Source organism: Achromobacter colocynthidis (assembly GCF_057334535.1).
Genome location: NZ_JBHFIZ010000035.1, coordinates 223,961 through 246,080 on the forward strand (window position 1 = coordinate 223,961; position 22,120 = coordinate 246,080).

The 22,120-nt window shown below is 64.7% G+C and carries 18 protein-coding genes; 4 read left to right on the forward strand and 14 right to left on the reverse strand.

The window, feature by feature from the left end; all coding sequences use genetic code 11:
* Positions 1–44: 44 nt before the first annotated feature.
* Positions 45–512 carry an Lrp/AsnC family transcriptional regulator gene (locus ACE04A_RS16785; protein ID WP_100855828.1) on the forward strand — a complete coding sequence of 156 codons (468 nt, stop codon included), beginning with the start codon at positions 45–47 and terminating at the stop codon, positions 510–512.
* A gap of 20 nt (positions 513–532) precedes the next feature.
* On the opposite strand, the gene ACE04A_RS16790 is transcribed toward ACE04A_RS16785, so the two are convergent.
* From ACE04A_RS16790 to ACE04A_RS16825, 8 genes are all read right to left on the reverse strand, one after another.
* The gene (locus tag ACE04A_RS16790) at positions 533–1,705 is read right to left on the reverse strand and encodes a metallophosphoesterase (RefSeq protein WP_485820323.1); all 1,173 of its coding nucleotides are present in this window, start codon (positions 1,703–1,705) and stop codon (positions 533–535) included.
* Positions 1,706–1,787: 82 nt separating this feature from the next.
* Positions 1,788–3,023, reverse strand: coding sequence for an alpha-hydroxy acid oxidase (locus tag ACE04A_RS16795; RefSeq protein ID WP_485820324.1), 1,236 nt, complete (start codon positions 3,021–3,023; stop codon positions 1,788–1,790).
* Positions 3,024–3,170: 147 nt separating this feature from the next.
* Positions 3,171–4,043, reverse strand: coding sequence for an archaetidylserine decarboxylase (gene asd, locus ACE04A_RS16800; protein WP_259247582.1), 873 nt, complete (start codon positions 4,041–4,043; stop codon positions 3,171–3,173).
* 110 nt (positions 4,044–4,153) lie between these two features.
* A complete protein-coding gene (locus ACE04A_RS16805) occupies positions 4,154–5,785 on the reverse strand; it encodes an ATP-binding cassette domain-containing protein (RefSeq protein ID WP_485820325.1) in 1,632 nt (543 codons plus the stop codon).
* Positions 5,786–6,012: 227 nt separating this feature from the next.
* On the reverse strand, positions 6,013–6,894 hold the full coding sequence (locus ACE04A_RS16810) for an HpcH/HpaI aldolase/citrate lyase family protein (RefSeq protein WP_448718786.1): 882 nt from the start codon (positions 6,892–6,894) through the stop codon (positions 6,013–6,015).
* Between the two features lie 26 nt (positions 6,895–6,920).
* Positions 6,921–7,637: a response regulator transcription factor gene (locus tag ACE04A_RS16815; protein ID WP_259247563.1), complete on the reverse strand. Its 717-nt coding sequence runs from the start codon at positions 7,635–7,637 to the stop codon at positions 6,921–6,923.
* Positions 7,638–7,988: 351 nt separating this feature from the next.
* Positions 7,989–8,474, reverse strand: a complete 486-nt coding sequence (locus tag ACE04A_RS16820; protein WP_259247561.1) for a hypothetical protein — start codon at positions 8,472–8,474, stop codon at positions 7,989–7,991.
* Between the two features lie 77 nt (positions 8,475–8,551).
* Positions 8,552–9,151, reverse strand: a complete 600-nt coding sequence (locus tag ACE04A_RS16825) for a GNAT family N-acetyltransferase (RefSeq protein ID WP_448718787.1) — start codon at positions 9,149–9,151, stop codon at positions 8,552–8,554.
* 110 nt (positions 9,152–9,261) lie between these two features.
* Between ACE04A_RS16825 and ACE04A_RS16830 the strand changes: the two genes are divergently transcribed.
* Positions 9,262–10,500 carry an NAD(P)/FAD-dependent oxidoreductase gene (locus ACE04A_RS16830; protein WP_448718788.1) on the forward strand — a complete coding sequence of 413 codons (1,239 nt, stop codon included), beginning with the start codon at positions 9,262–9,264 and terminating at the stop codon, positions 10,498–10,500.
* A gap of 9 nt (positions 10,501–10,509) precedes the next feature.
* Here the strand turns inward: ACE04A_RS16830 and ACE04A_RS16835 are convergent, their stop codons facing one another.
* A complete protein-coding gene (locus ACE04A_RS16835) occupies positions 10,510–11,640 on the reverse strand; it encodes a 3-deoxy-7-phosphoheptulonate synthase (protein WP_448718789.1) in 1,131 nt (376 codons plus the stop codon).
* Between the two features lie 315 nt (positions 11,641–11,955).
* Here ACE04A_RS16835 and ACE04A_RS16840 point away from each other — a divergent pair, with 315 nt between their 5' ends.
* Positions 11,956–13,173, forward strand: a complete 1,218-nt coding sequence (locus tag ACE04A_RS16840; protein WP_485820326.1) for an EAL domain-containing response regulator — start codon at positions 11,956–11,958, stop codon at positions 13,171–13,173.
* Between the two features lie 50 nt (positions 13,174–13,223).
* On the opposite strand, the gene ACE04A_RS16845 is transcribed toward ACE04A_RS16840, so the two are convergent.
* Together ACE04A_RS16845 and ACE04A_RS16850 are read right to left on the reverse strand one after the other, a co-directional pair.
* The gene (locus ACE04A_RS16845; protein ID WP_448718791.1) at positions 13,224–14,870 is read right to left on the reverse strand and encodes a mucoidy inhibitor MuiA family protein; all 1,647 of its coding nucleotides are present in this window, start codon (positions 14,868–14,870) and stop codon (positions 13,224–13,226) included.
* 206 nt (positions 14,871–15,076) lie between these two features.
* On the reverse strand, positions 15,077–15,988 hold the full coding sequence (locus ACE04A_RS16850; protein WP_448718792.1) for a LysR family transcriptional regulator: 912 nt from the start codon (positions 15,986–15,988) through the stop codon (positions 15,077–15,079).
* 106 nt (positions 15,989–16,094) lie between these two features.
* On the opposite strand from ACE04A_RS16850, the gene ACE04A_RS16855 reads away from it, so the two are divergent.
* Positions 16,095–17,375 (forward strand): MFS transporter, encoded by a 1,281-nt coding sequence (locus tag ACE04A_RS16855; RefSeq protein ID WP_259247547.1) that lies wholly within the window; start codon positions 16,095–16,097, stop codon positions 17,373–17,375.
* Here the strand turns inward: ACE04A_RS16855 and ACE04A_RS16860 are convergent.
* The 3 genes from ACE04A_RS16860 to ACE04A_RS16870 are packed head-to-tail and all read right to left on the reverse strand — an operon-like array spanning position 17,351 to position 22,094.
* Positions 17,351–18,397, reverse strand: coding sequence for a hypothetical protein (locus tag ACE04A_RS16860; protein WP_448718794.1), 1,047 nt, complete (start codon positions 18,395–18,397; stop codon positions 17,351–17,353). The genes ACE04A_RS16855 and ACE04A_RS16860 overlap by 25 nt on opposite strands.
* A complete protein-coding gene (locus ACE04A_RS16865) occupies positions 18,391–21,204 on the reverse strand; it encodes a toxin VasX (RefSeq protein WP_448718795.1) in 2,814 nt (937 codons plus the stop codon). Before ACE04A_RS16865 ends, ACE04A_RS16860 begins: the two co-directional genes overlap by 7 nt.
* Positions 21,201–22,094 (reverse strand): hypothetical protein, encoded by an 894-nt coding sequence (locus ACE04A_RS16870; RefSeq protein ID WP_448718796.1) that lies wholly within the window; start codon positions 22,092–22,094, stop codon positions 21,201–21,203. Before ACE04A_RS16870 ends, ACE04A_RS16865 begins: the two co-directional genes overlap by 4 nt.
* Between the last annotated feature and the right edge of the window lie 26 nt (positions 22,095–22,120).

A 22,120-nucleotide genomic window follows, 5' to 3' on the forward strand; every position in this document is an offset into this window, starting at 1 on the left:
TATTCCATCAAAGTCCGAATGCCGTAAGGCAGAACTTGATTCCGATGCCAGACCTAGACGATCGCGACCGAAAACTATTAACGTTGCTGGCGGACGACGCCACGCCAAGCTACGCCGAGCTAGGCAAATTACTGAACCTGTCGGCCCCCGCGGTGCATGAACGGGTCAAGCGCTTGAAGCGCGACGGGCTGATCAAAGGCATTGCCGCCCGGCTGGATGGCGCGCGCATCGGCCGGCCCTTGCTGGCCTTCGTGCATGTGGACACCGCCAACTGGACGATCACGCAACAGGTGCTGGGCCTGGCCGAGCTGACCGAGGTGGAAGAGATTCACACCATCACCGGCAAAAGCGCCATGCTGCTGAAAGTGCGGGTGCGTGACACGCAGGCGCTTGAGCTGCTGCTGGCCCGCATCCACCAGATTGACGGCATCACCAACACCACCAGCGACATCGCGCTGACCAGCTACCTGGAGCGCGGCCCCTTGCCCGACAACGCGCCGCAGGCGGACTAAGCGCGTCGGCGCGTTGCCATTCAGACGCGCCCCGACGCCGTGCGCAAGCGCAGGCGCGTGATTTCAGACGGCGCGCCCCACCGCGGGGGCGGCCCCCAGTAGCCGGTACCCCGGCTGGTATAGACCCACATCTTGCCTAGCCGATGCAGGCCCGCCGTGAAGGGCTGCTGGAAGCGCACGAAGAACCCCCACGGAAAAAACTGCCCGCCATGCGTGTGGCCCGACAACTGCAAGCTGTAGCCCAGCGGTTCTGCCGCCGCCGCGCTGCGCGGCTGGTGCGCCAGCAGAATCTTGGCGCAGGCGTCGGCGGGGGCGCCGGCCAGCGCCGCCTTGGGATTGCTGCGGTGTTGGGGATCAAACGCGCCGGCGCTGAAATCCGTGACGCCCGCCACCACCACCGGCAAGCCCGATGGGTGGATGACCGCATGCTCGTTCAACAGCACACGCAAACCCATCCGGCGGAATTCGGCGATCCAGGGCGTGGCGCCTGAATAATATTCATGGTTGCCCGTCACCAGGTACACGCCGTAAGTCGCACGCAGCGAAGCCAGCGGGCTGGCTTGCTCGGCCAGATGCTCGACGCTGCCGTCCACCACGTCGCCGGTGATGGCGATGACGTCGGGCAGCAGTTCGTTCACGGCATCGACAATGGCCTGCACGTATTGCTTCTTGATGGTCGGGCCGACGTGGACATCACTGATCTGCACGATGGTGAAGCCGTCCAGATCTTGCGGCAAGCCGGCGATGGGCACGTCCACATCCACCACCCGGGCCCGGCTGCGCGCGTTGTAGAAGCCGACCAGCGTGCCCGCCAATGCCAGTGCGGCAACCGCCCAGGCGCTGTAGCGGCGCAGGTCCAGCCAGGGCAGGCTGGCGTTGGCCAGCAGCGTGACCAGCCACGTCAAGAGCAGGGCGGCGTCGCGGATGACGGTCAAGACGAACAGGGACGAAAACAGCCCCATCGCGATCAACCCGACCCACGCAATGCGATCGCCCCAGGGCGGGTTCACCGAGGAACGGGCCAGCATCCCCATGGGAATCAGGATGCACGACAGCAGCAGGGCGATGATGGCGGCGGCCGCACCAGCGGCGGGCAACTGCGCGTCCGGGATCAAGCGCGCGCCGACATAGACGTGGGCCAGCGCACCCAGTGTCAGAAAGCGCAGGAAGAACGAGGATTGGCGTAGGGACACGGCGGGAAGGGGGCAGGCCAGGGAACCGCCATTCTATGCCGCGTCGCGCTGCCCGGCCGTGTCCGGTTCAGCAACAGGCCGTTCAGTGGTCGCCCGGCCCGTCACGCCAGAGCAAGTCCGCATTCATTTCCCGCAGGCTGTTGATGCCCAGCATTGCCATGTTGCGGTCGACTTCCGCGCGCAGCAGGTGGATGGCGTGCGCCACGCCTGCCTGCCCGCCGACCGCCGCCGCATAGTTGAACGGCCGGCCCACGAATACAAAGCGCGCGCCCAGCGCCAGCGCCTTCAAGACATCGCCACCGCGCCGCACGCCGCTGTCCATCATCACGGTCATGCTGCCCGCCGCGTCAACCACGCGGGGCAGGGCACGCAGCGGCGAGATGGCGCCATCCAGTTGGCGGCCGCCGTGGTTGGACACGATGACGCCATCGGCGCCGTGCTGGCGCGCCAGCGCCGCGTCTTGCGGATGCAGGATGCCCTTGATGATCAAGGCGCCCCGCCCCTGGCGGCGTATGCGCGCCACGTGTTCCCAATTCAGGTGATCGCGCGCGGTGAAGTCGCGCAGCACGGACGCAGACACAATGGGCGCGCCGCGCGTGGCGAATGAATTTTCAAAATGCGGCATGCCGGGGGCCAGCAAGGTGCGCAGGAAGGTACCCGCCAGCCAGCGCGGCCGGGTCAAGCCGTCCCACGCCAGGCGCAGGCTGGGTTTGAGCGGCGTTGAAAAGCCGGTACGCACGTTGTTTTCGCGATTGGCGGACACGGGGATGTCGACGGTCAATACCAAGGTTTCATAACCGGCGCGGCGTGCCCGGTCGACCAAGGCGTCGATTTTTGCGGGATCGCCCGGCAGATAGGCCTGGAACCAGGTGCCGGGCGCTTCGCGGATCACGTCTTCCAGCGCAATGAGCGACGTGCCGCTGAGGATGGCGGGGATGCCTTCGTCTCGCGCGGCGCGGGCCAGCACAACGTCGCCCCGGTACGCCGACAAGGCGCTGATGCCCATGGGGGCAATACCGAACGGCGAGGCGTAGCGGCGTCCGAAAATTTCCGTGCTTTGCGTGCGGCGTGACACGTCAACCAGCACGCGGGGCGCGAAGCTGTATTGGGCGAAGGCGCGGCGGTTGTCGTGCAGCGACTGGTTGTCTTCCGCGGCGCCCGCCACGTAGCCGAAGATAGGCCGGGGCAAGCGCTTGCGCGCCGCGGCTTCAAAGTCATTCAGGCTAAGCATGCGGGCAAGCGCGCGCGGCACGGGGGCGGCTGCGCTGGTGGTCGGCGTGCTGGCAGGCGTAGGAACGGGCAGGGCGTTGGAAGTCATGGCGGGCCGGCAAAAGCCCGTAATCTAACAACCCTGCTTTATCGATGAAAGCGAATAGATTGCGAAATGCTTATTCGCTTTTTGGAATCAACTTGCAGGCGGCGTACAAGCGGGGTGCAAGCGGCGTGCAAGCATCTTCCAAGGCGGTCAGGGCCGCGCCGTGGGCAAGGCCAGCAGTTCGCCCATGCGCACGGGACCCAGCACCGACGGCGTGTCGGCCCAGCGGATCTTGTCCGGGCCAAACAGCACGATCGCGGTCGAACCCAGCTTGAAGCGGCCCATCTCCGCGCCTTTCTCCAGATGGATCGGCGCGCGCGCCGTGGCGTCATAGCGCACCGACTTCACGCGACGCTTGAACGGCGTCACCAGGCCGGCCCAGACCGTTTCAATCGACGCGACGATCATCGCGCCCACCAGCACCACCGCCATGGGGCCGAGCTCGGTATCGAATATGCAGACCACGCGCTCGTTGCGCGCGAACAGGCGCGGCACGTTGCGCGCGGTCAGCGGGTTCACCGAGAACAACCGACCCGGCACATGCACCATTTCGCGCAGCGTGCCGGCCACCGGCATGTGGACGCGGTGGTAGTCCTTGGGCGACAGGTAGACGGTGGCGAATTCGCCGCCCTGGAAAGGCGCGGCGCGTTCCACGTCGCCGCCCAGCAGGTCAACCAGACCATAGCTGTGGCCCTTGGCCTGGAAAATGCGCCCTTGCTCGATGGCGCCCAATTGGCTGATGGCGCCGTCGGCCGGACAGAGCACCGAACCGGGTTCATCGTCCAGCGGGCGCGCGTCGTCTTTCAGCGCGCGGGTGAAGAAGTCATTGAAGCAGTCGTAGGCCAACGGGTCTTCTTGCAAGGCTTCGCGCATGTCCACTCCGTACTTGCGGACAAAGCGCGAAATCATCCAATTCTTGACCGCGGGTTCCCGGCAGTCTGAGGCGTATCCGAAGAAGCGCGACACCAGGTGATGCGGCGCAAGATACTGGCTGGCGAGAAATAGTTGGTCTTTGATCGTCATCTACGAGCGCTGAAAAAACTCGTCCCGCGTACAGCGGGACGGGGTTGAAGGTTGCCGTGCAAGCGACGCATCGAAGGCGCCTGCCGGCAATTCGCGGGATTGTAACGCGATCAGGCGGCTTTGGCGGCCAGTTTGGTTTTGTAGAGCCAGTCTTTGTAGTCGTCCAGGGCGCCATCGAACGGTTTGACGACGCCGTCGGCCACGATGATGAACTCGTCGGTGGTGGCGCGCAGCAGGTGACGGTCGTGCGAGACCAGCATCAAGGTGCCTTCGAATTGCGCCAGCGCCGTGGTCAGCGCCTCACGCGTTTCCAGGTCCAAGTGGTTGGTGGGCTCATCCAGCAACAGCAGGTTGGGGCGCTGCCAGACAATCAGCGCCAGCGCCAGGCGCGCTTTTTCGCCGCCGGAGAAGGGCGCGATGGAACTGGTGGCCATGTTGCCGTTGAAGTTGAAGCTGCCCAGGAAGTTACGCAGCTCTTGCTCGCGCACGGTGGGTGCAAGCTTCATCATGTGCCACAACGGAGATTCGTCGTGACGCAGCATTTCCACCTGGTGCTGGGCAAAGTAGCCGATGGACAGGCCCTTGTTGAACTGCGTGTCGCCGCCCAACGTGGCCAGGTCGCCCGCGATGGTCTTGATGAACGTGGACTTGCCCGCGCCGTTGATGCCCAGGAGTCCGATGCGCTGGCCGGCCTGAAGCGAAAAATTGATGCCCGACACAATGATCTTGTCGGACACGGCCTGCGTGTCTTCGTCTTCCACGCGGTAACCGGCACTGACCTTGTCCATGGTCAGCAAGGGGTTGGGCGCGCGCAGGGGCTCGCGGAATTCAAACGAGAATTCGGCGGCGGCGCGCAGCGGCGCCACTTCTTCCATGCGGGCCAGCGCCTTGATGCGGCTTTGCGCCTGACGGGCCTTGCTGGCCTGGGCCTTGAAGCGGTCAATGAACGATTGCAGGTGCGAACGTTGCCGCATCTGCTTTTCCATCATGCCTTGCGCCAGTTCCAACTGGGCGGCGCGTTGGCGTTCAAACGACGAGTAATTGCCCGAATAACGCTTGAGCTTGCGTTCGTCGATATGGACGATGACGTTGACCACGCCATCCAGGAAGTCGCGATCGTGCGAGATGACGATGAGCGTGCCCGGGTAGCGCTTGAGCCAGTCTTCCAGCCAGATGATGGCGTCCAGGTCCAAGTGGTTGGTGGGCTCGTCCAGCAGCAGCAGGTCAGACGGGCACATCAGCGCTTGCGCCAGGTTCAGGCGCATGCGCCAGCCGCCGGAAAAGCTGGTCAGCGGCAGATGCATCTGCTCTTGAGTGAAGCCCAGGCCGGTCAGCAATTGTTCGGCGCGCGAATGCACCGTGTAGGCATCGGCATCGGCCAGCGCGGCGTAGATGTCGCCCATGCGCAAACCGTTTTCGGCGCTTTCGGGTTCGGCTTCCAATGCCGCCAGTTCCGCTTCCAGCTTGCGCAAGGTGACGTCGCCGTCAATCGCGTATTCGATGGCGGGGCGGTCCAGCGCGGGGGTTTCCTGCGCCACGTAGGCCATGCGCCAGCTTGAAGGGTAGTCAAGGTCGCCCTGGTCGGCGTGCAGCGTGCCGCGCAAAAGGCCGAACAGGCTGGACTTGCCGGCGCCGTTGGCGCCGATGAGGCCGATCTTGTCGCCGGGGTTCAAGAGCAGGTCGACCTTGTCGAGCAAGGGCTTGACGCCGCGCATGAGTGAAACTTGTTGGAAGCGGATCATGAATCTTGGGGCAGGGGGTGACGCGGCAGGCGCGCGGCGAGGCTCCCGCCACAAGGCGCGGCGCAAAAAAGGGAACCGGGTGGTTCGCGCGCGCAGCCATGACACAGCAGGCGGACATCGGCGCGAAAAGGTGAAGAGACGCGCCCCAGGCAAGGGGCGTCGTCCAATCGTGGGCAGTATTGTACCGGGCCGCGCGCATTGGCGCAGACGAAGCCCGTTTTAGGGGCTCAAGCCTCGGAAGCAGTGCCCGAGATAGCCTCGGCCAGGGCAAGCACGCGCTCGGCCTCTTCGGCGTGCAGGTTTTCGACCAGCGCGCCGTCCACCACGGCCACGCCCTGGCCGGCGGCCTGTGCCTGGCGCCAGGCATCCAGACGCTTGCGCGCCAGGGCCAGTTCGCTGTCGGTGGGCGCAAAGGCGGCGTTGGCGGCGGCGATCTGCTTGGGATGGATCAGCGTCTTGCCGTCAAAGCCCTGGTCGCGCCCTTGCTCGCAGGCAGCCGCGTAGCCCGCGTCGTCGTTCAAGTCCAGGTGCACGCCGTCCAGGACCGCCAAGCCGTGGGCGCGCGCGGCCATGACGGCAAGCGATCGCGCTAACAGGGTTTCTTCACGGCCGGGCGTGTGGCGCGCGTGCAGGTCCTTGACCAGGTCGGACGTGCCCACCACGATGGCGGACAGCCGGGGGTGACCGCCTGCAATGGCGTCCAGCCGCAGAAAACCCAGCGGCGTTTCCGCCATGGCCCATAAGGGCAGGTCGGACGGCGCGCCGGCGGCGTCCAGCGCCTGGGCCAGCGCGGCCAGTTGGGCGGCGGATTGCACCTTGGGCAGCAACACGGCGTCGGCGCCGGCCTGCGCAATGGCGACGACGTCGTCGTGGCCCCACGGCGTGTCCAGCGCATTGATGCGCACGATGCACTCGCGGTGGCCGTAGCCGCCTTGCTTCAAGGCCGCGGCGACCTGCGCGCGGGCCTGTGCCTTGGCGTCGGGCGCCACGGCGTCTTCCAGGTCAAGAATCAGGGCATCGGCGTCCAGCCCACGGGCCTTGTCCAAGGCGCGCGCGTTGGCGCCGGGCATGTAGAGAACGGAGCGGCGGGGACGGAGGGCAGGGCGCATGGAAGGAGAGAGCCTGTGAACAAATATCAGGGTTTGGCGCTGCCCACGACCTGGACGGGCGTGGTGCACACATAGCCGACACCATACACGGTGCGTATGCCCAGGTCGCCCGCGGCCTGCGCGCGGAGTTTGCGGCGCAGCCGATGCATGTGCGCGTCCAGCCGATGCGTGTCGTAGGCGTCGATGCTGGCGCCCAGCGCCTCGACCAGGCGGCCCCGCGACAAGGGCAGCGGCGCGGCCTGGATCAGCGCGCCGATCAGCCGGCTTTCGGTGTCGGTGATGTCCACACACACTTGGCCGGGCGACACCAGCGTGCGCCGTGCGGGATCGAATCGCCAGGTGTTGCCACCGGCGTCGTCGGCCTCTGCCGGCACCACGCGCAGTCGTCGCGACAGCGACACCAACGTGGCGCCCAATTCGGCCAGATTCACGGGTTTGGTCAGGTAGTGATCGGCGCCCAGGCTCAGGCCCGACACCTTGTCTTCGCTGAGCAGGCGGCCGGTCAGCATCACGATACCCATCGACGGATAGCGGGTGCGCAATTGCGAGATGCGGGTCAGCGCGTCGCCGTCGGGCAGCATGGCGTCCAGCACCAGGATGCCCGGCGTCACGGACAGCATCAGTTGATCCAGTTCGGCCAGCGATCCGGCCGTGAGGATGGCTTTGTCCAGCCCCAGATCCTGGATGTACTCGACGATCGTGTCGCGCCAGTCGCCGTGATCATCGACAACGATAATCGTCACGGCGCGGTCTCCGCTCGCGTTTGCACGCGACGCGATTCAAGGGCAAACACGCTTTTCGCTCCTGACATGCTACGGGTTCTGTTTGGGATAAGCGTCCGCTGGCGTGGGCACAAGCCAGGCGGCGGAACGCATGAAACGTTTCGTATCGTTGATGCCTGCGGAGAATATCATCATCGATGTCGCGGCGGTGCAGCATGCCGCCTGGATGCCATCCAGTCCAGCGGCAATTTGTGCCTGATCAAACATTGCGCAGGCCGTACAGCGTGCTGGCAAGGGCCGCAGGACGCGCATAGCCGCGCGCCTTATCCACAGAAATTGTGGATAAGACACCCGCGTCTGGTTCCATCCGATTTATGTAGGCAGATATTCGATGGGCACGCCGGCCGGCACCTTGCGCATGCGGTCGCGTTCGATACGCGCCGAGGCAAAGCGCGTCTTGCGCGCGGCCGCGTTTTGCAGCAACACCGACAGTACCGCGCCCTTGTCCTGGATCCACTGTTTTTTGCCGCGCAGCAATTTCATCGCATTCTCGGCGTTGCCCAGGCGGTAAGACATGGCGTTGATCTGGACCGAGGTCTTGCCGTCGAACGCGGCCGGTTCCTGCTCGGTGATGGCGGCGGCATCCAGGTTGCTGCTTTCGTGGTCCACCCGATAGATGAACTTCAAGCCGCTGTGGGGATCTTGCGCCACGATGAGCTTGTCCGAGCCCGAAACATCGGAAAGCATGCCAATGACGGGCGATTCAACCAGTTGGTTGCCGCGCTGTTCTTCCGTGTAGATGAAAATGCTGTGCCGCGCAGCGGAGACTGCGGCGGGAATGAGGGGAGTGCTATCCATACCTGACTTGAAAAGGGCGTACCGGACAACGCAGTCCGGCGATGAAAAGGAACGTGGCGCGGAGCCCGGCGCAAGCCCTAGCGCGGCCAGGCCAGTCGCGCCAGCAGGCGTGATTTGACCGATGGCCAGTCGTCGTCGAGGATCGCGAAATAGACCATGTCGCGCGTGCGCCCCGACTGTGAAATCAGATGCTTGCGAAACACGCCTTCCTCGATTGCCCCAAGGCGCAAAATGGCCGCGCGAGACTGGGCATTGCTCAGTTCCGTCTTGAAAACGATGCGTATGATACCAATTGTTTCAAAAGCGTGCCGAAGTAATAAGAACTTGGCTTCGCTGTTGGCGCCCGAACGTTGGCAGGCCGGCGTCAACCAGGTAGCGCCGATCTCAAGCCGCTTGTGCGCCAGCGCAATGTCCATGTAGCGCGTGGCGCCGATGATCTGCCCGGTGCTTTGCTGCACGATGACAAAGGGCAGGCAGGCGCCCGCCTGCGCGTCTTCCAACGCGCGCGTCACATAGCGCCGCATGTCGTCGACCGTCGCGATGGGTTCCGGCTGCAAACGCCAGAGTTCCGAATGCAGGCCCACTTGCGCCAGCGCATCGGCATGCTGCGCGGCCATGGGTTCCAGGCGCACGATGTCGCCATGGAGCGTGACGGGGTGCAAGGGCGGTAGGGGCATGGCGGGGTCCGGATGGCGGGCAAGGGTCGGGGAAAGCACAGCGCGAGAGCGGCGATTCTACGCTGGCGCGCCCTTGCCGAACACGGGGGGCAAGGCGCAGAATGCGGCGCATGAAAACAGACGTTGTGGTTCTGGGTGCGGGCATCGTCGGCGTCAGCACGGCGCTGCATTTATTGGCGCGCGGACGTTCCGTGGTGCTGCTTGACCGCCGCGGCCCCGGCGAGGAAACCAGCTACGGCAACGCGGGCCTGATCGAACGGGCCAGCGTCATTCCCTATGCGTTTCCGCGTGATTGGCGCAGCCTGTGGCGCTATGCACGCAACAACACGCCCGACGTGAGCTATCACGTGCGCTTTCTGCCGCGCGTGGCGCCCTGGCTGCTGCGCTACTGGTGGCATTCATCGCCCGCGCGGCTGGCGCGCGCGGCTGAAGCGATGCTGCCGCTGATCGAGCGCAGCGTAGCCGAGCACGACGCGCTGAAAGACGATGCGAACCTCTCGCCCTTGTTCCGCCGCACAGGCTGGATCGATGGGGTGCGGTCCCAGGCGGGCCTGGCGCGCGCCGTCGCAGAAGCCGAGTCGCTGGCGCCGTACGGGCTGAACTACCGAGTGCTGGACCGGCAGGCGCTGACGGCGCTTGAGCCGTCGCTGTCCGAGCGCATGGTGGGCGCCGTGCACTGGCTGGACCCTGTCAACGTGTCTGACCCCGGCGCGGTGACGCGGGGGTATGCGGCCCTGTTCCAGCAGCGCGGGGGGCAATTGCTGCGAGGCGATGCGCGCACCCTGAAATCGGCCGGCAGCCAGGGATGGCAGGTGCAAGGCGATGACGGCCGCATCGACGCCCGCGACGTGGTCGTGGCGATGGGGCCTTGGTCACCCGATGTGTTGCGGCCCTTGGGCTACCGCATTCCCATGGCGGTCAAGCGCGGCTATCACCAGCACTTCGCGCTGGAAGACGGCGCCACGCTGACGCACCCGGTAGCGGACATCGACAGCGGCTTTGTCGTAACGCCAATGACGTTGGGTGTGCGGCTGACCACCGGGGCGGAATTCGCGGCGCGCGATGCGCCGCCTTCGCCGATTCAGATTCAGCGTACGCGCGCACTGGCCAGCCAATTGCTGCCCTTGGGCGCGGCGGTTGAAAAAGAACCCTGGATGGGATGCCGCCCCTGCATGCCTGATATGCGGCCGGTGATCGGGCCCGCGCCTCGGCACGCTGGGTTATGGATGGCGTTTGGCCACGCGCATCACGGCTTCACGCTGGGCCCGGTGACCGGCAAGCTGCTTGCCAGCCTGATCACGGGCCAGGCGCCGGACGTGGATCCGGCGCCGTATGCCCTCTACCGCTAAGGAATTTCCTTAGCGCTTGGCGGCGATGGCGCGGCGCTGACGCACGGCCTGCGCCAGGGTGTCCAGCACCGGTTCCGTCTGGGTCCAGCCCAGGCAGGCGTCGGTAATCGATACACCACGGCGCAGGGGCTGGCCGGGCTTCAGGTCCTGGCGGCCTTCTTCCAGATGGCTTTCGATCATGACGCCGGTGATGCGGGCGTCGCCCCGCGAAAGCTGCGCGGCGATGTCCTGGGCCACGTCGATCTGGCGCAGATGCGACTTGTTGGAGTTGGCGTGTGAGCAATCGATCATGACCTGCTCGCGCTGGCCGGCGGCGCGCAGGGCGGCGCAACAGGCGTCAACGCTGGCCGCGTCATAGTTCGGGCCTTGCTTGCCGCCGCGCAGGATCACGTGCGTGTCCTGATTGCCGCGCGTTTCAAAAATGGCGGCCATGCCCATCTTCGTCATGCCCATGAAGGCGTGCTTGGCGCTGGCGGCCACCATGGCGTCGGCCGCAATCTGCACGCCGCCGTCGGTGCCGTTCTTGAAACCCAGCGGGCAGCTCAGGCCAGAGCTCAGTTGGCGGTGGCTGGGGCTTTCGGTGGTGCGCGCGCCGATGGCGCCCCAGGCGATCAAGTCCGCGATGTATTGCGGGCTGAGCAGGTCCAGGAATTCGGTGGCAATGGGCAGGCCCAGGCCGCTGATGTCCAGCAACAATTCGCGGGCGCGGCGCAAGCCTTCGTTGATGCGGAAGCTGCCGTCAAGGCGGGGATCGTTGATGTAGCCCTTCCAGCCCACGGTGGTGCGCGGCTTTTCGAAATACACGCGCATGACGATCAGCAGGTCTTTCTTGTGCTGGTCGACCGCGGCGCGCAACTGGCGCGCGTAGTCCATGGCCTGACCATGGTCGTGGATGGAGCAGGGGCCGACCACGATCAGCAGGCGGTCGTCGCGGCCATGCAGCACGTCGGCGATCTCGGCGCGGCTTTGCTCGACCAGGTTCTGAATGGTGGGGGATACGGGTAACTCGTCCTGCAGGAGCGCGGGCGAAATCAACGGACGCACGGCGCTGATGCGGGTGTCGTCGGTGCGCGTGTTGTCCTGGGTGGAGTCGGCCGTGCCGACCTCGCGGTCGTGCTGGGGGTCGTCAATGCGGGTCAAGGGGGGCTCCGTGCCGTAGATGCGCCAATGCGCTGGATGCGTGATGGTCGCCATTATCGCACTGGCCGCGTAGCCCCGCCGCCGGAGGGCTGCCACCGTCTGGCGGAGCCGGTCGCGTTGCGTATCGACAACGGACCGAGGCAGGACCGGGCAGGTGTTCCCAAACCTACGCCTATCGGCGGGGAAATCGCCGTAGCCCTTTCTTCACAACGACAGATCGCGCGCGAATGCCGTAGCATGAACCCCGATAAAACCAGCGGTGGCCGGCAACGGCCCGCCCTATGAATAACGCCCTATGAATTAGGACGGAACGCAATGCCCAAAACAGACGCCGGCGCCGCGCGGCGGATTCTTCTGGTCGAAGATCACCCCGTTGAACGCGCGTACCTGCAGAACATGCTGCTGGCGTTGGGATACCGGCGCGTTGCCGGCGTGGGCAGCAGCACGGAAGCCATCAGCGCACTGGGCCGCCAGTTCTACGATCTGGTGATCAGCGACATCGTCATGAGCGACGGCGACGGCACGCATCTGCCCAACGAGCTGCGGCGCCTGGTCGACGCGGGCCGCCTGAAAAGCATGCCGCCCATCATCTGGATCAGCAGCCTGAGCGACGAATTGCTGGAGTCTCACGTGCGGCTGGCGCTGCAGGCGGGCTGCCCCTCGGCGCAGGCGCTGTCCAAGCCGGTGTCGCGCACGTCCATGCATCAGGCCGTCAAGGCGGGCCTGGCGGCCGAGGACATGACGACGCCCCAGCAGCAATCGATACGCCGCGAAGTCATCGAAGCCGAATTGGGCCGCGCCCTGATCACGGGCGAGGGCATGAGCGTGGTGCTGCAACCGCAGATGAGCCTGTCGACGGGGAAGGTGGTGGCCGCCGAGGCCTTGTCGCGCTGGGACCATCCCGAGCTTGGATCCATTGCCGCCGCTGATTTCGTGCCCGCCGCGCATCGCCTGGGCATGGACCGGATGTTGTTCCTGCGGGTGACGGATCGCGTGCTGGAAGTGCTGCAAACCTTGCACGCCGAAGATATCGCCGTGCCCATCGCCATCAATGCGTCGTCTTCCACGCTGTGTTCGCGCGACATGCCCGCCGTGCTGGAAAAGCGGGGCGCGCGGGCCGGCCTGCCGGCGCGCTTGGTGAAGGTGGAACTGACCGAGGACGAGCCGGTCAACGATTGGCTGGCCTTGTCGTCGGTCTTGAACCTGCTGCGGGTACGCGGCTTTGAATTGGCGATGGACGATTTTGGGGCCGGCATCGCGTCGATGCGGCTGTTCTCGGCCATGCCGTTTACCGAATTGAAGATCGACCGCGACTTCATCGTGCACATGCACCGCGAAGCCGCGTCGCGTGCCGTGGTGGCCGCCGCCATCGAAATGGGCCGTGTGCTGGGCCGGCGCGTGGTGGCCGAAGGCGTCGAACAAGAGCGCGACGTGCAGCTGCTGCGCGAACTGGGTTGCGACGTGGCGCAAGGCTATGGCTTGTCCATGCCCTTGGAGCCCGACGCATTCATCGATTTCTGCCGCCGCCATTGAGCGGGCGGCGGCGGCTTCAAGGCTTCACTTCAAGGCTTCACCTCACGGCTTCAAATACCCGACACGTCAATGTCGCCGGGATAGTCCACCGAGAACTTCAGCACGGTGTCGCGGGACTTGCCCGGCTCCAGCTCCCATTCCCAGGCCAGCTTGCCGTCTTCTTCGCGCTTGACGTCGCGGTCGGCGGGCGACAGCAGCTTGACCACGATTTTCTCGTTGCGAGACACCGGCAGCCGGTCCTTGAACACCACCTGTTCCTTGGTGGCCTTGTTGTTCTTCACGGTGATCTTGTATTCGTAGGTCACGCGCTTGCCGCTGCCGGAAAACCCCGTGCTTTCGGTAAAGCGATTGACCAACTGGCGCTTGATCGAGATGCCGTCGTCGGCGCCCATCGCCAGCTCGACCTTTTCGCCCGGCATCACCGCCTTGAGAGAACCGGACGCCACAAAGGCGTCGTCCAGGAACGTGTTGAGCGAACCGGCCAGGAAGGGGAAGTCGGTGCTGTTGCTGGCTTGCGCAGTCAGGAACACCGCTTCGCGCAGCGCGGGCGTGGACTGGTACTGCAAGGTGGCGGGCAGCTTGGCCGTGGTGATGGCCACGCGCTGCGAGGTGTTGTCGGACGCCAGCGTGGCCGGGGTCTTGATCTGGAACGACGCGCTGGTGGCGTCGTTCTGCACTTGCGCGGTCTGCACGTCGATGGGCTCCGGCACCGCTTCGTCCATGGCGGCGTCGGCATACGCCTGGCTGCCTGCGAGCGGGGCACGCTTTCTCATCATCTCGCTGCTCACGGCGGGAGCCGGCGCGGCCACGGGGCGGGGCGGTGGCGGGGGCGCCGCCACGTCGATGATCCATGGCGTCAAGGGCGGGGCACCGCCGCCCAGCGCCGGGCGCGCGGTCGACAGTGTCAGCTTCACGTTGTTCCAGTCTTCGCCCGTGTTTTGCCGGACGACGCCGAAATAACCCAGGTCCACGCTGCGGTCGGACGGACGCAAGCGTGCGTCGTAAGCGGGCGTCCAACGCGCGCCGCCTACTGCATACGACACCGCCAGGTCCACCTTGCCCGCGCGCGCCAGGTTCACGCGCAGCGTGACGGTCTTGCTGCGCCGGCTCAATTGGCCTCGCACGATGTTCATTTGGCTTTGCAGCGCGGACAATTCCCGTTCCAGCGCTTCTTTACGTTCGGCAACCTGGCGCAGCCCCGCCAGCGTCTTGCCCAAACTGTCGGCGCTAAGGGTCTGGATGGCTTTCAATTCGTCCAGCGTCAGGCGGGCACTGTCCTTGGACGGCTCGGTGGCGCCTCGCTGCATCATCAGCACCAGCTCGCGCTGGTTCTCCAACACGGCGGCCTCGTCGTCCAGCCCGGCCAACTGGCCTTCCAGTTTGCGGACTTGCTCTTGCAGGGTGCGAACGCGCTCGTTGGTGGCGTCTGCCCGAAAGGCGTCGCGCACCTTGACGTCAAGCAAGGACGCTTGACCGGTGCTCTTGGCGGACACTTGCAGGGAATTTTCCTGCAATGACGCCGGCAGGTTTTCCAGCACCAGTTCATGTTCGCCCGCCGCGAGCTCGCTGCTGGCGGAACGAGTCACCACCGCGCGGTCCTGATACACGGTGACCGCGCCGATGGACGAGCTGAGCGCGGCGGCGGCGCCCAAGCCGGGAAGGGTTGCTAGGGCCAAGGCCAGAAGGGTACGTCGCACGGAGTCACCTATTAACAGGGGTATCAAGAGGAGGTATCAAAGCATCCATCCTTCTCTCAGGGACGGATCGCCGGTAGCGCAATGTACTCTTCTGCCGTGGGCCAGGGTTAACAGAACATGACAAACGCGACAGGGCAATACGCGGCCTGCTCTTCGGCTTATTCTTCGGCTTATTTGTCGGCTTATTCGTCTGCTTATTCTTCGGCCTATTCGTTGGCGGCCGGGCGCTCCGGATGAGCAAGCTGGCGCAGCATCGCCACGGCGTTAACGGCGGCGATAGAGCGGTCATGGCGGCGGTAGGCCATGTCCAGCAGCGCGTGTGGCGCGTCGCCTTTGATCGGCCGATATTCGATTCCTTCCGCGCCCATGTGCCGCATGGCGGCCGGCACCACCGAAATGCCGACACCAGCGGCAACCAGGCTGACGATGGACGCCATCTGCGGCGCTTCCTGGATCACGCGCGGCGCAAAGCCCGCACGCTGGCAAGCCGATTGGATGGCGTCATACAAGCCCGCGCCAATCGGCCGTGGATACAGCACAAAGTCCTCATCGGCCAGCGCGGCAATCGGCACGCTGCGGAGGCGGCTCAGCGCGTGGTCCGGGGGCAGGGCGACCAGCATGGGTTCGTCCAGCACGCGCTCGGACTCGAACTCCGGGTCCAACAGATAAGGGGGGCGTACAAAGGCCACGTCCACCTCGCCCAGCCGCAGGCCGCGCAACAGGGAAATGGTGTTGCTTTCGGTCAGCGTGACGCGCACGTCGGGGTAGCGGTCGCGGTAAGCGCGGATGGCGCGGGGCAGGTAAGGGTGGAAGACGGCGGACGCCGTGAAGCCGACTGTGATGGCGCCGCGCTCGCCGCGCCCCAGCCGACGAGCCGTGTCGATGGCGCGGTCGGCACTGGCCAGAATGGCGCGCGCATCTTCCAGGAACTGGGCGCCGGCCTCGGTCAGGTCCACGCCTCGGGGCAGCCGTAGGAAAAGCGGCGTGCCGATTTCGCGCTCAAGCTGTTGAATCTGCTGGCTTAACGGCGGCTGGCCAATGCCCAACCGGGCCGCCGCCCGCGTGAAATGCAGCTCTTCGGCCACAGCAGTGAAATAGCGCAGGTGTCGTAGTTCCATCGTTTAAAAATATGGTGGGTGCAAGTTTCATATATTGGACATATGAAGGCGAAAAGTCTACTTTTCCTATACGGGTCACGAGCCCGTTTGCCCTTCGAGATTCCAGATGTCTACCCCCTCCGCCAGTTCTTCCACGCCCACGCCCACCGAGTATCTGGCGCGTGGCACCCCCGAACTGCGCCGCGCCCAATGGGCCTTGTTTGCCGCCGGCTTTTCCACGTTTTCGCTTTTGTATTGCGTGCAGCCGCTGATGCCCCTGTTCACCGGCGCGTTCGGCGTGTCACCCGCGCAAAGCAGCCTGGTGCTGTCACTGTGCACGGGCCTGCTTGCCATTGCGATCTTCTTCGTCGGCCTGTTCTCGCAGGCGCTGCCGCGCAAGCGCATCATGGCCTGGTCATTGCTGGCGTCCGCCGTGCTGGGCACCATCGCCGCCGTGGCGCCCGACTGGCACAGCCTGCTGGCCTTGCGCGCGCTGCAAGGCGTGGCGATGGGCGGCGTGCCCGCCGTCGCCATGGCGTACCTGGCGGAAGAAGTAGAACCCGACACGCTGGGCTTTGTGATGGGCCTGTACATCAGCGGCAGCGCATTCGGCGGACTGTCCGGCCGCGTCATCACCGGCCTGGTGTCCGACCATTTTGGCTGGCGCGCCGCCCTGGGCACGCTGGGCGTCGTGGGCATCGTTGCCGCCGCGCTGTTCATGTGGCTGTTGCCGGCCTCACGCCGCTTCACCCCGCAACGCGGGCGCGGCTGGGCTGGCGTGTGGGGCGACGTGCGGGCGGGAGTCGGCGCACACATGAAAAACGGCCCACTGTGCGCGCTGTTCGCCATGGGCGGACTGCTGATGGGCGCCTTCGTCACGGTCTATAACTATGTGGGCTTTCGCCTGTTGCTACCGCCGTTTTCGCTAAGCCAAACCTTCATCGGCTTCATCTTCGTCGTGTACTTGGTGGGCATATTCGCGTCCACCTTCTTCGGCCGCCTGGCCGACCGCCACGGCCGAGGCGCCATGCTGACCGCCGCCACCGGCTTGGCATTGGCCGGGCTGCTGCTGACGCTGTCGGACACACTGGCCATCCTGATCGCCGGCATCGTGGTGTTCACCTTCGGCTTCTTCGCCGCACACGCGGTGGCCAGCGGCTGGGTCGGCCAGATGGCACGCGGCTACAAGGCGCTGGGCGCATCGCTGTACTTGCTGGTGTATTACGTGGGGTCCAGCGTGCTGGGCGCCTGGGGCGGACACTTCTGGGCCGCCAGCCAATGGCCAGGCGTGGCCGCGATGGCCGGCGGCCTGTTAGCGATCGCGCTGGCCATCAGCGCGGGCTTGGCGTGGCGGACGAGCGGGGTGCGCGGCTCGGATGTCAATCACCCGGGCTTGCTGCGTAGATGAACCTGCCTGCCTTTGTGATCAACAAAGATGACGCCCTTGTCCATGCCGGCATAACGATAGAAGTAGCGGGTGCTGGATTTGACGGGCCGGGTGTCGTAGGCTGATAGATCGGCGCCTGGGGCGCATAGGCGTTCGACTTCTTCGGGCCAGCGGAAGGAATTGGCTTTGTGCTTGATCCAGCGGTCGAGGAGGGGTTTGAGGGTGAAGAGGTTGAAGAGGATGTCGTAGATATTGAAGATATCGGTCCATCTGCCGGTTTTGGTTACCGTGTTGTCGCCGGTGGGTTTGCGGACTAGGCCCCTTGCCACAAATTTCGGATCGGCTTCAATGGCCTTCAGCCCATGCTCCATGTAGCGGCGGATGAATTCCAGGCGGTGAAGGTTCTTGTCGAAGAACAACTGGTCATGCGCATCAAAGTCGCCTTCAACGATAAGCGGCCTTTTGCTCTTTCTGATGCTGTCGGGATCTTGGGACGACAGTTGCATCATTTCCAGGTAGGGCAGTGGGAAACATAAGCGTAGCGTGTAGCCGTGCCCGAATTCGGTGTAGGGCCGCACATCGCGCCACGGCAGGTGCAGCACCGTATCGCCATAACACACGTGCACTAATTGTGCTTGTCGGTTAAATCGGATACGCGACGTGGCCGCATTGGTTCCCAACCACAAGAACGCCGCTGCCATCAGGAAAAATGGAATACAGATGAGGGCGCCCTTGTGCTGGTACTCCCCGAACAGGGGGGCGAGGATAAATACGGTGGTCACGGAAACGGACACGCCAGCCGTCGACAGTTGCAGCAAGAACGTGATCTGTCCTTCCGTTCGCGGCTCAATATATTGATCGTTGAACTGCACTGGATCGGACACGTCTTCGGTAAGCCAGAGCTGCTCGGGATCCATGGCGTAGCGAATGTCCGGCAAGGCGGCGTAATCCCCGCTCTCGTCGAGGCGTTCGCATTGACGCTTGAATTCGACGGCGGCATCCGGGATGGTTGCGGGGTCGATGGTGCGAATATTTTTCACCATGACGAGCTTGCCTCCATCACGTAGTCGGCGTCCGTGAAACCATTGGGGCGATAGTTCACCGTCGTCGTTCCGAACAAGGCGTTCGTGGCGATTTTGATGACGCCGACGCCGTCGATCACGTTGACCTGGTCAGGGTCGTCGTGGCGTACCGCGCGGCCGGATAGCTCACCCAAGCCCGGGGCCTGCTGCTGACTGATCGAGAATTGGCTGGTTTGCGACCGCCACCCTGGCAAGAAAACCGAGACCATGCGGACATCGTCCGGCAGTCCTAGGGCCGCGGCTAGCCTCGCTTTTACGGAGGGAGCCAAGACCTTGGAAACGGCGAAATCGTTCTTAATGCTGGGAGCCTGAAACAAGCGATGGAATTCCTGCAACTCTTCTTCATCGCTGGCGAAGGGCGCCATGCCGCCCGGTATCCCCCACACACTGCGGCGGATCCATGCATCGGTCCTTGCCTCGTCGACTGCGGTTTGGTGAACATGGCGAAGGCCAAGATAAAGCGCCTCGACTCCAAGAAGGATCCACCCGATCGTGCCGGCGCTTAGTCGAGCCACCCCCGCCGTGCCTTTCAGCAGTAATGAGCTTGATTCTGCCAAGCTAATGACAGTCCGAGGACGTAGCCTTCCCAACAGGTGCAAGAAGCCAACCCCGCCGGCGGCAAATTGCACTGAGCCGCTGACGAAGCTGATTGTCGCGACTTGGCCGCTCTCTTCCACTGCGGCGTGCCACCAGTCCTTTGTTCCAATCGCCATTGCGGCCACAGCGGCTACCCCAATCGCTATCAACTCCCACCGCTTCGCCGCCCCATCAAACGCCCCGGCCAGCTCCATCTCCCCCCGCACCTTCGCCAGATCCCGCTGCTTCTCAAACCGGAACCTCGTCATCGTGGCCCCCGCCGCGCCAACTCCCAGAACCTTGCCGGTGGCGTTCAGCGCGTTACCCAAGCTCATGCCATCTTCCTGCCCCAGCGCCTTGAACGCTTCCCCCGCGCTGTATACCGTGGCGAACGCCGCGACGCCGCCTAGTGCCAGTCGGGCGTTGTGCCAGAAGCGCAAGCGCTCCGGTAGTCTTTGGCCTTGCGCCAGCCGTTCCTGCACGTCTTCGGTGTCATACAGCGTGACCAGGGTTTGCGCGGCGCGGTCCACTGTCTGTGGGCGAAAACCGTTGACGCCTGTGAGGCCCAGGCTTGCGCGCATCCAATTGCCTACCTCGCGCAGCGGTACTTCGTGGGCGCGCGCCAGATTGCCGTCCAGCACTTCCATGATGGGCCGGTAGACGCTGGTCCAGTATGCGCCGGGCGAGGTCAATTGCCCGTGTGCGACCAGTGCGCCCAGCATCACGCTCAGTTGATGGGACGCTCCGTCGGCCGGTATTGTCGTTAGTACTTTTTGCAGCGCGGCCAATGGTGCATCGACCGCTGCCTTGGCGACGATGACTGTGCCCAGCTCGGTGTGGTCAAGCATGGTTTGCGCGACTCGCTTGGTATAACCAAGCACTTCCGGTGCGCCCAGTACTGCTTTCTTGAGCAGGCCGATCGGGCCGCTGGGTTCCACTTGCTTGAGCAGGAAATCGTGGCCGGCTTTGCAGTGGATGAGCCCGGGCAAGGTGTGTCCGACCAGGCAGCGCAGGTCCAGGTAGCCCGTGGCATCGGACGCATGGGATTCGACGAGTACGTCGTAGACCTTTTGATGGGTGTTGAACAAGGTCCAAAGGTCGGCGGCGGCCAGTACAACCTTGTCTGTGTAGTCTTGCAGCCGTCGCGGATGCTGCTTGATGAACTCCACGCGCTCAGTGTTGCGCGCGTGGGCGATACGTTTGCGGTGCGCGGCCAAGCGCGCGCGGTTGGCACGTTCGTTGGCGGCCATTACGGCAGGCCCCGTTGCGCCCGAGGGCATGGCGCTTCCGATTGGATCGTTACGCGCCACCTGACTGCCCGCAGCCTGGCCCGCCAAATCGCCTAACTGGTCAATCATTTCCGATACCCGCAATTTGCGGGCCGCGTCCGCGCTGTACGTATGCAGGTCCGCCAGCCGGCTGCCGACCAACACGTTCAGTTCGCTCAACAGTCCCGCCAGATCGCGCACGACCACGGCTTGCGGCTCGACGTCGGTGCGGGGCCGTGTGGCGGCGGTCATGGCGTTCAGGATGGATGGGATGCTGTCCGTGTGGGGTTGGCTTTCGCTCCAGTCATAGTTGCGCTGCGCGCTTGGGGCCAGTTCGCGCACGTGCGCAAGCAATGCCGCCGGGAAGGCGTGCTGTTGTTTGCCGCCGATGGGTTTGACCGGGGTGGCCAGCAGGGTTTGCCAACTTGATGTGTCGTTCTCGATGTCCCATAGCACGGCGTGGCTGAGCAGGGTGTCGCTGACCAGCACGTGCAGGGTGTCGTCTTGCAGATCGGGCGGCGCCAGCAGAAAGCGCGCCGCGCCCGCTTCGTCGGGCACGGCTTTGCGTCCGGGCACGTCACCGTCGTAGTCCGCTTCCGTCCACCAGATCGGCGCGAAGCGGATGTTGTCGGTGACTTGGTAATGGCGTGTCCACATCCGACCTTCTTCGCGCGAGAGCAGATACACATAGCTGCGCGGCCGCAGTACCCGCAAGCCGTAGGCTTTGCCGTTGCTCAACGCCGGATAGGCGGCGGTACTCAGCGTGGGGAACACCTTCGCATCGAAGGGTTCGTCTGTGATGCCATAGCGCAGGGGATACAAGGGGATGCCGCGCTGGCAAGGTGGCGGGGATATCGCCTTGCCCAGCCGCTTGGCGCTGGGGTGGGGCGGTTGCAGCGCCTTGGGGCATTGCAGGTGAATCATGGTCGGTTTCCTGATGCGAGGCCGGCGGTGATCTTGTTCAGCCGGAGCTGGGCTTGATTCAGGCGCAGTTGTCCGGAGACCTCGCGGCGTGCGAGGTTCGCGCGCAATTCGGCATCGTTCTCAAAGGGCGATTGGGGAAAGCGCAGGCGCAGCGTGATGTAGTGGCGGACGTCGCGCTCAAGTTGCAGGTTGATCTGCCCGGCCTCATCGGCAAACAGCGCGATTTGGTGCAGCAGCTTGGCGTGGGCTGTCGGGTTGCTGGTCGCGAGATCGGCGGGCACGTGTCGGCGCGCTGTCTCGCGCATGAAGTAATCGAAGCTGGCGCGATTGACCGCATCTTCATCATCCGAAGACAGCGCGAAGCCTTCATGGTCGAACGCCGCGTCACTGGACGCAGGGATATCCGCTTGCAACCATTGCGCGCCCGCCTCGTCGGCGCTGCGCCAGATCAGCCCCCGGATGGGCCCCATCAAATCCGCCAGGCGATGCGTTGATAGACCTTCGCAAAGCTCTTCCAACTGGCGGGTGGCCGTCAGGTTGAAGCGCATCGCCAAGCCGTCGGGCGCTTGCATCAGATGCAGCTGCTTCAGGTACGTGCTGCCCGGCGCGTCATCGCCGGCAAACAACAGCACACCCAACTGCCGGGGAGCCCAATCGTCAACGAAGGCTTGCAGCAAGGGCGCGGTGACAGGCGTCAGCAGCGGACCATGGCGAAAGCCTGGCGGCTGGTACTCCCAGTTAGTGCCGCGCCATAACCAGTGATGATCGAATCCGGGTTTCAGCGCGGACACCTCGTGCTCCAAGGTGGCGGACCGTGCGCCATCAAGCCAAAGCCAGGCAGTGCCGGATCCGGTGCCCGTACTGGTATCAAGCCCGGTCAGGCTCTCCATGCTGGGCGCTTGCACGACGCGCACGG